General features: G+C 35.6%; 9 protein-coding genes. 3 read left to right on the top strand and 6 right to left on the bottom strand.

Features of this window, described 5'->3' with window-relative positions; translation table 11 throughout:
- Positions 1-64 precede the first annotated feature (64 nt).
- The gene (locus J2X31_RS06085; RefSeq protein WP_310025260.1) at positions 65-1252 is read right to left on the bottom strand and encodes an aspartate aminotransferase family protein; all 1188 of its coding nucleotides are present in this window, start codon (positions 1250-1252) and stop codon (positions 65-67) included.
- Positions 1253-1440: 188 nt separating this feature from the next.
- Entirely contained in the window at positions 1441-3081 is a 1641-nt protein-coding gene (locus J2X31_RS06080) for an OstA-like protein (RefSeq protein ID WP_310025258.1), read from the bottom strand.
- 142 nt (positions 3082-3223) lie between these two features.
- Here J2X31_RS06080 and J2X31_RS06075 point away from each other — a divergent pair, with 142 nt between their 5' ends.
- From J2X31_RS06075 to J2X31_RS06065, 3 genes are all read left to right on the top strand, one after another.
- Positions 3224-4621, top strand: coding sequence for a serine hydrolase domain-containing protein (locus J2X31_RS06075; RefSeq protein WP_310025257.1), 1398 nt, complete (start codon positions 3224-3226; stop codon positions 4619-4621).
- A 159-nt stretch (positions 4622-4780) separates the two neighbouring features.
- The gene (locus tag J2X31_RS06070) at positions 4781-6643 is read left to right on the top strand and encodes an alpha-amylase family glycosyl hydrolase (RefSeq protein WP_310025254.1); all 1863 of its coding nucleotides are present in this window, start codon (positions 4781-4783) and stop codon (positions 6641-6643) included.
- A gap of 86 nt (positions 6644-6729) precedes the next feature.
- Positions 6730-7035 carry a hypothetical protein gene (locus J2X31_RS06065; protein ID WP_310025253.1) on the top strand — a complete coding sequence of 102 codons (306 nt, stop codon included), beginning with the start codon at positions 6730-6732 and terminating at the stop codon, positions 7033-7035.
- 412 nt (positions 7036-7447) lie between these two features.
- On the opposite strand, the gene J2X31_RS06060 is transcribed toward J2X31_RS06065, so the two are convergent.
- The 4 genes from J2X31_RS06060 to J2X31_RS06045 all read right to left on the bottom strand — a co-directional run bounded on the left by J2X31_RS06060 (position 7448) and on the right by J2X31_RS06045 (position 12081).
- On the bottom strand, positions 7448-8719 hold the full coding sequence (locus tag J2X31_RS06060; RefSeq protein ID WP_310025252.1) for an adenylosuccinate synthase: 1272 nt from the start codon (positions 8717-8719) through the stop codon (positions 7448-7450).
- A gap of 54 nt (positions 8720-8773) precedes the next feature.
- The gene (locus tag J2X31_RS06055; RefSeq protein ID WP_310025251.1) at positions 8774-9244 is read right to left on the bottom strand and encodes a Fur family transcriptional regulator; all 471 of its coding nucleotides are present in this window, start codon (positions 9242-9244) and stop codon (positions 8774-8776) included.
- A gap of 196 nt (positions 9245-9440) precedes the next feature.
- Positions 9441-11657 (bottom strand): RelA/SpoT family protein, encoded by a 2217-nt coding sequence (locus J2X31_RS06050; protein WP_310025250.1) that lies wholly within the window; start codon positions 11655-11657, stop codon positions 9441-9443.
- Positions 11658-11847: 190 nt separating this feature from the next.
- Positions 11848-12081, bottom strand: a complete 234-nt coding sequence (locus J2X31_RS06045) for a hypothetical protein (RefSeq protein WP_310025247.1) — start codon at positions 12079-12081, stop codon at positions 11848-11850.
- Positions 12082-12162 lie beyond the last annotated feature (81 nt).

The following is a 12162-nucleotide window of genomic DNA, read 5'->3' as shown; positions in this document are numbered from 1 at the left end:
TAATTAACAATTTAATGACTCAAAAATTGTTCTATTAAGGTAGGAAATTTAAAATGTTTTAGTCTTAAAGTTTGTTTAAAACTTCGTCCATTGCTTCTAAAATAATGGCACAACCTTCTTTAATTTCTTGTTCAGAGATGGTCAATGGTGGGGTAATTCTGATTGCACAACCTTCAAAAAGTAGCCAAAACAAAATCAATCCTTTTTCTTGGCATTTTAAAATTACTTCATTTGTGATATCTGGGCTTTCCGTCATTGGAGCCAACATCAATCCTCTTCCTCTAATTTCTTTTATCAAAGGGTGTACCAAAAGCGAGCGGAAGAGTTTTTCTTTCTCTAATGTATCCGCTATCAGTGTGGTTTCGGTTATTTCCTGTAAAGTTGCCAGACAGGCCGATGCTATGACAGGATGTCCGCCAAAAGTTGTAATGTGCCCGAGTTTTGGGTCGTGGCTTAACAAATCCATCATTTCTGCGGAAGCAACAAATCCTCCAACCGGCATTCCGCCACCCATTCCTTTTCCTATTATAATTACGTCTGGAACGGCATCATAGTTTTCAAAACCAAATAGTTTTCCGGTTCGTCCGAATCCTGGTTGGATTTCATCTACAATCATCAAGGCTCCAACTTCTGTGCATCGTTCTCTTACTTTTCGCAGGAAACCATTATGAGGTTCGATAAATCCTGCTCCACCTTGAATGCTTTCTAAAATTATTCCAGCAGTTTTGGTTGTGATTTTCTGTAAATCTTCTTCGTTATTGAAAGTTATAAAATCAACATCAGGAATCAACGGACGGAAAATTTGCTTTCTTTCTTCAAATCCCATCACACTCATAGAACCCATGGTATTGCCATGATAGGCATTCTTGCAGGAAATCAATTGGCTTCTTCCCGTAACTCTTCGGGCGAGTTTTAAGGCTCCTTCTGTAGCTTCGGTACCTGAATTTACGAGATATACTTTATTTAAAGGTTCGGGTAAATGTTCAACTAATAATTTGCAAAATTCAACTGCTGGATGTTGAGCATATTCGCCATACACCATCACGTGGGAATATTTATCCAACTGGTTTTTGATAGCATCGTTCACTCTTTTGTGCTGATGTCCAAGCGTACAAGCCGAAACGCCTGCCACAAAATCGAGGTATTTTTTATTGTTTGTGTCGTATATGTAGGAACCAATGGCATAACTCACTTCCATTCCTAATGGATATGGAGAAGTTTGGGCTTGGTATTTTAGGAAATCGTTTTTCATGTTTTTTGCCGCTAAGGCACGAAGGCACAAAGGTTTTATTAAAAGATTAAAAGATTAAAAGATTAAAAGATTAAAAGATTAAAAGATTAAAAGATTAAAAGATTAAAAGATTAAAATTTTTCATTAACCACTAATTACTGTGACTGACCACTGAATACTGACCACTGATCACTGAATATGAGCACGGATCACTGAACACTCTTCTTCGCAGGATTCTTCTTATCATATTCCAAAGTTTCCTTCCGAACTTCCATAGGAGTATTTTTCTTGGCTTTTGCTTCGTTGCTTTCTTTTATAATCATATCGTTGAGTTCGTTTTCCTCGGTTGGGAAAATATCATCCTTTGATCTTATAATTTCGTCGCCTCGCCAAATAAATCCGCGGAGTTTTCTGGTGTTTTCGGGTAACTCGCTTTCAGGATATAATTCGCTTTCCACGCTTTTGAACGAAGTCAGTACATTAATTTTATTGTCCTCGAAAGTGATGTTTATCGAACTGCTTTTTTTCTTCTCAATTCCGGTAAGTTCGAGTTCGTCATATACATAATAAATCACTTCTGTGTTTTTGACGATATCAACTTCATACAATTTATTCTCTCGGAATTTTCCGTAAAGATTTTGTCCTTTTACTTGATTATAGCCTTTTCCGAGGGAATCTTTCGAGACGAGAAAGGCGTTGTTGAGTACTTTTAGCGAATCGAGTTTTTCGGTGGCATTATTACCAATCAGGTGAATGACATCGCCTGTCATTTGATTTTCGGCGTTCCAAATTACAGGTCTTCCGAGTAATTGCGTCAATGCTTTTTTGGTGCTGGAATGGATGGAATCACATTTCCCACTCATATCGGTTTTGTAAAATCTGGCATTATCAAAAGCACGGATGATTTGGTTTCCTTTTTTTCCTGTAATCATCAATCTTTTTCCGTGGATGTAAACCGAATCGTTTTCTACCAAATTGATAGCAACGGCTCTTTTGGTTACAAACATCGAATCTTTTTGCTTGTAGACTTCGCCATAATGACCTTTGATGATTCCTTTATTGATGGTGTCGGTGATTTTTACATTATTGGTTGCCGATGCAAATTCTATCTTTCGGTCATAATATAAACTGTCGCCTTCAATGAGTCGGTCGTCATATCGGATGTAAGATTTCCGAAGAAAGTGTCCCACATTTTTTTTACTGTTGTAAAAACCTTTTTCGGTGTATATGAAATTATTTTTCCCAGTTATCGTTGATGGTCCAAAAAGATAGGCATGACCTGAAGTATGGTAATAATCAACGTGGTCGGATTTTATGGTATATTCTGGATTTGTAATCGTGACGGTTGTGAGGAATTGCGATTTTTTTTGGTTAGCATAATATCTTCCTGAAATACTTGTCAGTGTATTTTCCTTGTTTACAATCCGACCAAAATTTCTATAATAGGCTTCTTGCTTGTTTCTATCAAAATTGATTGTATCGGTTGTAAGGGTCATATCTGGCGATCGCATTACGGGATTTCCTGTTGCAAAAGCTTTTTTTTCATTACCACTGTATTCTGCATATTTACTGTTGAGATAAAGCGTGTCGCCTTGCACCATCTGGACGTTTCCAAATAACTTTACATAGTTTTCCTTTTGAAAATAATAGGCTTTGTTGCATGTAATTACGATACCGTCGTGGTGGATTAAAACGTTTCCAGTTAGCAAACCAGCATCAGGAATTTCAACTTGATTGTAGTCGCCAAAATCTGAATGCTTGACATCAAGTTGCTTGGGTTGTTGTGCGAAAACTGTATTGAAATTCAATGCAATACAACTCAATAATAAGAAAAAAAGGATTTTTTTCAAGGGATTTTATTTTTTGCCAAATTTAAGTAAAATGTCTAAAGGATTGGGTTTATTAAGAAATATTTATCAGCGGGAGATAAAGCTGTGGTGAAATTTTTATATTTGTGAGGTTAGTAGGAAAAAATAATAATAATTGCTAGGGATGAAGAGCGTTTTAATGATTTGCATTTTTATTTTAATGGGAAATTCAATGTTTTCTCAATCGGAAAATCTCAAAAAAGCTTTTTTGGATTTTAAAACGGATTATAATTCAGGTGATTATGAAAAAATTTTTAATAATTTTTCGGAAGAAATGCAAAAGGCTTTACCGCTTGAAAATGCAGTTCAATTTTTTAATGGTTTAAAATTTCAAGCAGGTACCATCAAAGAAGAAGAGGTTTTAAAAATTGGAGACAACGGTTATACGGTTTATAAAACAACTTTCGAAAAGATAATTTTAGCGGTAAATATTGCAATAGACAGCCAAAATAAAATTAATGGTTTATTTATTGAACCTTATTTAGAAGAAACCCAAAAAAAGATTCACAACGGATTAAAAAAATATCCTCAAGAAATTGGCACTGCAATTTTCAAACATGCTAAAAGTTTTCCTGATGGGACTCAGCTTTCTATCGCGATAATCAAAGACGGTAAAGAAAAATATTATGGGGTCAAATTGGAGAAGGACACTCTAAAACCTATCGAAAATCAGCATAAAGTTTTTGAAATTGGATCTATCACTAAAGTTTTTACAGCATCAGTTTTAGCTTCGCTAGTTGTTGATGGTAAATTAAAATTAAAGGATAATGTAAATCGTTTTTATGATTTTACTTTCAAGGATAATATCGAACTATCTTTTTTGAGTTTAGCGAATCATACCTCTGGATTGCCAAGATTACCAGAGAATTTAGATCTATCGGATGAAAATAACCCTTATAAAAATTACAGTCAGAAAGAGTTGAACGAGTATTTGTTAAAACTTATGAAGCTTGAAAATCAAAGCAATACAACCTATGCTTATTCTAATTTGGGAGCGGGTTTATTGGGATATACTTTGGGATTGTCGCAAAAAACAAGTTTTAATCAACTTCTTCAAAAAAGAATTTTTGATAAATATAAAATGACAAATTCATTCACGAGTGCTAATAGTTTAGGCGATAAATTGGTTAAAGGTTTAGACGAAAACGGAAAAGAAGTTCAGAATTGGGATTTTGATGTTCTTTTTGGTGGTGGAGGAATTCTGTCAACAACTATGGACTTAGTTGCATTTGCAAATGCTCAATTTAATATCAAAAACAAAGAGCTTGAACTTACAAGAAAAGCTACTTTTGAGGTTAATAAAAATATGAAAATCGGTTTAGGATGGCACCTGCTGAAAACTGAAAACGATTTTAATCTTGTTTGGCATAGTGGAGGAACGGGAGGATATTCGTCGTCGATGGTTTTGGATGTTCAAAAGCTAAACGGAATCATAATATTATCGAATGTTTCGGGTTTAAATCCTCAACACGTCGAAATCGATAATTTGAGTTTTGAATTGATGAAATTACTTGAAAAATAATTTAATTGAAAAAAAAGATAGAGCGAAAATTTAGGACGAATTTAAAAAGATTATTTTCAGCCTAAAGTTTCCTCGTGCGAAGCTAGCCCCGATAGTACTGGTCTCGTCTTTTGGGACGAGAGGAAGGGATAGCGGGATTAGCTCCTTAAAAAAAGAAATATGAAAGCAAAATTAACAATAGGAATTGGTTTGGTGCTTTTGGCATCGGGTTGTGGTAACAAGGAAGAAAAAAAGATGGAGATTAAGAAGGAAGAGCCGAAGAAAGTGGTTTTGTATCAGGTGTTTACGCGTTTGTTTGGCAATGCAAATGAAACGAACAAACCGTGGGGAACCATCGAGGAAAATGGGGTAGGGAAGTTTAACGATTTTACTGACAAGGCTTTGCAGGAAATAAAGGATTTAGGTGTGACACATATTTGGTATACGGGAGTTCCGCATCACGCTTTGGTTAACGACTATACAGAATTTGGAATTTCGAATGATGATCCAGAAGTGGTGAAAGGCCGGGCGGGTTCGCCTTATGCCGTGAAGGATTATTATAATGTGAACCCAGATTTGGCGGTCGATCCCGCGAAACGTTTGGAGGAATTTGAAGCCTTGATTGAGCGAACCCACAACAACGGTTTGAAATTAATTATTGATATTGTTCCGAATCATATTGCCAGAAAATATGAGGGAAAGACGAATCCGAAAGGCGTTCGTGATTTTGGTGCAGATGATAAAGTGACGGTTGAATACAAGCGAGATAACAACTTTTATTATATTCCGAATCAGCCGTTTCAAGTGCCAATTTCTGAAAATTACAAACCTTTGGGAGGCGAAAAAAATCCACTTATTGATGGAAAATTTGATGAAAACCCGGCGAAATGGACAGGTAACGGTTCGCGTTTGGCTAAACCTGATTTTAATGATTGGTATGAAACGGTGAAGATTAATTATGGTGTGAAACCTGATGGTTCAAAGGATTTTCCGGAACTTCCAGCTGGTTTTGACAAGAAAGATTATAAGGAGCATTTTGCTTTTTGGAAAGATAAAGATGTTCCGAGTTCTTGGAAGAAATTCCGTGATATTGCCTTGTATTGGATTGATAAAGGTGTGGATGGTTTTCGATATGATATGGCCGAAATGGTGCCGTATGAATTCTGGAGTTATATGAATTCGGCCGTGAAGATGAAAAATCCAAATGCTTTTTTATTGGCGGAAGTTTATAATCCGAAGGAATACAGAAATTATATCCGTTTGGGGAAAATGGATTATTTGTATGACAAGGTAGAGCTGTATGATAAATTGAAGGAAGTGGTTCAGGGGAAAAGTTTGCCGGACCCGATTTCGGATATTCAAAAGGGATTGGAAGATATCGAGCATCACATGTTGCACTTTTTGGATAATCACGACGAGCAACGTTTGGCAAGTCCTGAATTTGCTGGAAACCCAGAAAAAGGAAAGCCATTGATGGTGGTTTCTACCTTGATAAGTTCTTCGCCAACGATGGTTTATTTTGGTCAAGAAGTAGGGGAAGCTGGAAATGAAAATGGCGGTTTCGGAACACATTCTCGAACTTCAATTTTTGATTATGTGGGTGTTCCCGAACATCAAAAATGGATGAATAGCGGTAAATTTGATGGCGGAAGACTTTCGAAAGAGCAAAAAGAACTGCGTGATTTCTACAAACGATTATTGAATTTCTCAATTAAAAGTGAAGCTTTGATGGGGAAATTTCAGGAAATTCAATCTTCAAATCGAGATAAAACAGAAGGTTATGACCCTGGAATTTATTCTTTTGTGAGATGGTCGGATAATGAAAAGTTGTTGATTGTTACTAATTTTTCGTGGCTAACGACAAGCAGTTTTGAGTTGAAAGTCCCAGCGGATGTAATTTCAAAATGGAAGTTGAAAGATGGAAATTATGATTTGAAAGACCAATTGTATAATCAATCTAAAGTGGTTTTGGAAGTGGAGAATGGGGTTGGGAAAGTGAAATTGGTTTTGAAGCCTTTGGAGTCGTTTGTTTATCAACTCTAAATAATTTCATAATTATAAGCTAAATTAAAACCCTCGGTTTCGAAACCTTGCTAATTTTTTGTAATTTGTATTCAAACCGATACAAAATGGAATCAAAAACATACAGCAAGTGTGACCAATGTGGCACCACGAATTTGAACCGTGATTATTGTGAAAAGTGTGGCAACTTGATCAATGTTACTTTGAAACGAAAAATAAAGGCTGAAAATAAAGCGACTGAAAAAGAAGAATATAAGCAGACTAAAGAAAAAAAGATAGGTTTTGTTGAACGGTTAAAAGTTCATCAAAATCCTTTTTTTCGTTTCTTTGGGAAAGTGGCTTGGTCGGTTTGGGTTTTGGTTTTAGCAATTGGAGGTGTTCTCGCTTGGATTGCAGCAGCAGTTGCAGCCTGATGAAAGCGGTTTACTTTTATATTGCTTTTGGCATTTTCCTTTTTATCTATTTGGCAAGATGGTTTCATTTACAATTGCCGCAATGGATGTATTCTTATGTTAATGACTTTTTGTGCCTTCCAATTGTTTTGCATATTACACTTGTAGTAATTCGATATATTAAAAAAGACACTTCAATTCTTCTAAATTGGTATCATATTATATCAATTGCTTTCTTGTTTACTGTTTATTTTGAATGGTATTTGCCTAAAAATAATAGTAGATACACGGCTGACTGGGTTGATGTGCTGCTTTATTTTTTGGGTGGCTTTTTATTTTTTGTGCTTCAGAGAAAAGATGATCAATATTAGATTAATTGCCTTTTTTTGACATAAAAAAAGCCTTAAAATTTTATCTTAAGGCTTTCATTTTTTTACTTCAAAATCGTCTGTTTTCTATCAGGACCAACCGAAACAATCTTAATCGGCACTTCTACCGCATTTTCGATGAATTCGATGTATTCTTTTAATTCAACTGGAAGTTCTTCATAACTAGTCATTCCAGTCAAATCAGCTTTCCAGCCTTTGTACTCCTTGTAGATTGGCGTTACATTTTCTTCTTCGATATTATAAGGCAAATGCGAAATTTCTTCTCCTTTATAATTGTAAGCCGTGCATACTTTCAAGGTATCAAAACCAGAAAGCACATCGCCTTTCATCATCATCAATTGGGTAACTCCATTTACTTGAACGGCATATTTCAAGGCTACTAAATCCAACCAGCCACAACGGCGTTTTCTTCCTGTAACCGAACCAAATTCATTTCCAACTTTAGCCATGATGTCGCCAGCTTCTCCAAAATCTTCCGTTGGAAACGGACCGCTTCCAACTCTTGTAGTATAAGCTTTGAAAATTCCGTAAACTTCTTTGATTTTGTTTGGAGCAATTCCTAAACCAGTACAAGCTCCAGCGGCAGTTGTGTTAGAAGACGTTACAAACGGATAGGTTCCGAAATCAACATCCAATAACGAACCTTGAGCACCTTCACAAAGTATTGATTTTCCTGCTTTTTGAGCTTGGTTCAAATATTCTTCGCTGTCAATAAAATCCAATTTTTTTAAATCCTCGATTGATTCAAAAAATTCTTTTTCTAATTCTTCAAGATTATATTGAATGTCAACATTGTAAAATGAAATCATGGCTTCATGTTTATCGGCCAAAGCTCTGTATCTGTCTTTGAAATCAGCCAATTCGATATCGCCAACTCTCAAACCGTTTCTACCGGTCTTGTCCATATAAGTCGGTCCAATTCCTTTTAAAGTAGAACCAATCTTTGCTTTTCCTTTTGAAGCTTCAGAAGCTGCATCAAGCAATCGGTGTGTTGGAAGTATTAAATGTGCTTTTCTAGAAATGATTAATTTTGATTTTAAATCCAGGTTGAATTTTGCCAAACCATCGATTTCACTTTTAAAAACAACAGGATCAATAACAACACCATTTCCAATAACATTGATGTTGTTATCGTGGAAAATCCCTGAAGGAATGGTTCTCAAGACGTGTTTAATTCCATCAAATTCTAAAGTGTGTCCTGCATTTGGACCGCCCTGAAAACGGGCAATAATATCGTACTTTGAAGTGAGTACGTCAACAATTTTTCCTTTGCCTTCGTCTCCCCACTGCAATCCTAGTAATAAATCTACGGTCATTATTTGTGTGTTAGTTGTTTGTTGTTGGACGTGTAGTTTAGCCCTTTTATTTAGTTAAATGTCTTCTTTTTGGGTAGCTTTTTTATTGCCATAAAAATACAGCGAATGGTTGTGAATGTCAATATCAAAAATCTCTTCAATCGTTTTTTTGATGGTTTGAATTCTCGGATCGCAAAACTCGATTACTTCACCAGTATCGGTCATGATAATATGGTCGTGTTGCTTGTCGAAATAGGATTTTTCATAATGTGCCTGATTTTGTCCAAACTGGTGCTTGCGAACCAAAGCACAATCCAAAAGCAATTCAATCGTATTGTAAAGTGTAGCACGACTCACTCGATAATTCTTGTTTTTCATCTTGATATATAGATTTTCTATATCAAAATGTTCCTCATTATCATATATTTCCTGAAGAATAGCATAGCGTTCAGGAGTTTTTCTATGTCCTTTGTTCTCAAGATATTTTGTAAAAACATTTTTTACAATTTCCTGATTTTTACTGTTATCTACTGAAATTAGTGTCATATCCTGCAAAGATAATTTTTTATTTTGAAAGGGCAATGATGTATTAAGATAGAAGTATTAAGTATTAAGACAAAAAGTATTAAGTATTAAGACAAAAAGTATTAAGTATTAAGACAGAAATACAGGTGAATAAGATTAAAAACTTTTACCACTCTCAAATTTCTCTTAATACTTAATACTCAAATCTTAATACATATTAATTCTTATAAACCCTCGTCACTTTATCTATCCCATCAATTTTTTTGATGTTATCGGTCAGACGTTTCAAGATAGTATTATTCTGAACAATAACGGCAACTTGACCCTTGAAGATTCCAGCCTCACTGCTCAACGAAATACTTTGGATGTTCACGTGCATGTTGCTTGAAATTACCTTTGTCAATTCGTTTGTCAATCCCAAACTGTCCATTCCTGTGATGTCCAAAATCGCTTTGAATTCCTGTTGGGAAGAGTCAATCCATTTGGCTTGGATAATTCTGTAAGCATAATTTGATTGCATGCTGATGGCATTCGGACAGTCTTTTTTATGCACTTTGATGCCTTCATTAATGGTTACAAATCCAAAAACTTCATCTCCGGGAATCGGGTTGCAACAAGTTGATAATTTATAATCCAGCTTGTCTTGATCTACACCAAAAACAAGCATATCATAGTTATTGCTGAGTTCCTCCTTATGAATTTCAGGTTGTTGAGAAGGTGTCCTTTTGATTTTGTTTTTGAAGAAATTCATGATTGAATTGCTCTTCAATGCAGCATATTCTTTCAATTGGCTATTTTCTATCGAACCAATCCCAACACGGTAAAACAAATCCAAACTGGTTTTTAATTTGAAGAAAATAACCAATTCGTTGATGATGGTTTCATTTACGGTAATCTTCAAATGTCGAAGCTTTCGAGTCAACAATTCCTTTCCATCTTCGGCAATTTTTTTGGTATTCTCGTTAAGGACGTTTTTGATTTTATTTTTTGCCCTAGAAGTGGTAACATAATCCAGCCAATGTGAAGTTGGTTTCTGGTTTGGAGAGGTAATAATTTCTACTTGGTCGCCACTTTTGAGTTCGTGGTTTAGCGGAACCAATTTTCCGTTTACCCTTGTTCCTCTGGTATGAACTCCAACAGCCGAGTGGATACTAAAGGCAAAATCCAATGATGTGGCTCCTTTTGGAAGCGATTTTATTTCCCCTTTCGGTGTAAAGACAAAAATTTCCTTCGAATATAAATTCATCTTGAAATCCTCTACAAAATCTACCGCATTGGTTTCTTGGTTTTCCAAGGCTTCCTTCAAAAGGTTCAACCAAACATCCAAGCCACTTTCTTCGGTTGCTCCTTGTTTGTATTTATAATGTGCGGCATAACCCTTTTCGGCAATTTCGTCCATTCGTTCACTTCGAACCTGCACTTCAACCCAACGGCCTTTTGGTCCCATAACGGTAATGTGCAAAGCTTCATAACCAGTCGATTTTGGAGAAGAAATCCAATCCCTCAAACGGCTCGGACTCGGACGATAATGGTCGGTTACGATTGAATATATTTTCCAGGCGATAAATTTTTCTTCCTGTGGATTGCATTTATAAACAATTCGCAATGCAAATTTATCGTAAACCTCGTCATAGCTCACGTTTTGGGCCTTCATTTTCCTCCTGATGGAATAGATGGATTTTGGCCTTCCCTTGATGACATAATCAATATCTTCGGCATTTAGCGATTCTTTCAAAACATCCGAAATGGTCTTGATGTATTCGTCCTGTTCTTCTTTGGTTTCTTTGACCTTACTCACAATGTCGTTGTAAACTTGAGGCTCGGTATATTTTAAACCTAAATCTTCGAGTTGGGTTTTGATGTTGTAGAGTCCCAAACGATGAGCAAGTGGAGCATAGATGTATAAGGTTTCCGAAGCAATTTTTGTTTGCTTGTAATCCACCATCGATTCCATGGTTTGCATGTTGTGCAATCGGTCGGCTAGTTTTATCAGGATTACCCGAACGTCATCGTTCAAGGTCAGTAGCATCTTCCTGAAATTTTCAGCCTGCATCGATACGTTCATGTCTTTCTGAACTTGAGCAATTTTGGTCAATCCTTCAACAATTTGTGCCACTTTTGGGTTGAACATTTTTTCGATATCTTCAACCGTGATGGGAGTATCTTCTACAACATCGTGCATCAAGGCAGCGGCGATGGATGTGGCTCCAAGGCCAATTTCCGAAGCTACAATTTTAGCCACGGCAATGGGATGGAAGATATAGGCCTCGCCCGATTTTCTTCTCTGGTCTTTGTGTGCATCAACAGCTACATCAAAGGCTTTTCGGATGAGTTTCTTGTCGTCTTCCGTTAAAGTTTGATAGCTGATTCGGAGTAATTCTTTATACTCTTTTGCAATTGCCTTATTTTCTTGTTCAATATCAATTTCGGTCATAAATCTTTTTATAGCTTAGCTAAAAGTAGAATAAAGATTTTAATTGTGCAAGTTTTATTAAAATGGTACTCAAACAAAAAAACCGATTCCTAGAAAGGCGAAATCGGTTTAAACAAATAAAACAAATAAACACAAAAAATGAATGCTATTGAAACGTCTTTAAGTGAGATTTTTAAGAGGATAGTATTATTTAAAAACTATTTTTTTTATCAATTATTTCACATTGAAATCCAAGTACATTTAAGAATTCTGGAATTTCAAACAGTTGATATCTATTTAAGCTCGTAGCTTTAATAAAGGTTTGGGTGGTTTGATAATTGAAATCGATGACAGAGTTTTTTAAACGTTTTTCCAGCATGTTTTTAATGTAATTCCCTTGAAGATTATCAACAATATTGGTTTTGTATAAAACGGCTATTTTCAATTTAAAATTATTTAGGAGTTAATTTTTATATCTGTTTTTGAACTTCGATTTTATCGAATATGATTTCAGATATTCTATTCT

It is taken from the genome of Flavobacterium arsenatis, assembly GCF_031456785.1.
In the GTDB taxonomy this organism is placed as follows: domain Bacteria; phylum Bacteroidota; class Bacteroidia; order Flavobacteriales; family Flavobacteriaceae; genus Flavobacterium; species Flavobacterium arsenatis.
The sequence above is the reverse complement of the archived record's forward strand: the minus strand, read 5'-3'. Positions and strand labels throughout refer to the sequence as shown.

What these genes read in the sequence shown, in the direction of transcription:
- J2X31_RS06075 (WP_310025257.1), top strand. Translation starts at nt 3,224, where the DNA reads ATGAAGAGCGTTTTAATGATTTGCATTTTTATTTTAATGGGAAATTCA.
- J2X31_RS06055 (WP_310025251.1), bottom strand. Translation starts at nt 9,244, where the DNA reads ATGACACTAATTTCAGTAGATAACAGTAAAAATCAGGAAATTGTAAAA.
- J2X31_RS06065 (WP_310025253.1), top strand. Translation starts at nt 6,730, where the DNA reads ATGGAATCAAAAACATACAGCAAGTGTGACCAATGTGGCACCACGAAT.
- J2X31_RS06070 (WP_310025254.1), top strand. Translation starts at nt 4,781, where the DNA reads ATGAAAGCAAAATTAACAATAGGAATTGGTTTGGTGCTTTTGGCATCG.
- J2X31_RS06050 (WP_310025250.1), bottom strand. Translation starts at nt 11,657, where the DNA reads ATGACCGAAATTGATATTGAACAAGAAAATAAGGCAATTGCAAAAGAG.
- J2X31_RS06060 (WP_310025252.1), bottom strand. Translation starts at nt 8,719, where the DNA reads ATGACCGTAGATTTATTACTAGGATTGCAGTGGGGAGACGAAGGCAAA.
- J2X31_RS06085 (WP_310025260.1), bottom strand. Translation starts at nt 1,252, where the DNA reads ATGAAAAACGATTTCCTAAAATACCAAGCCCAAACTTCTCCATATCCA.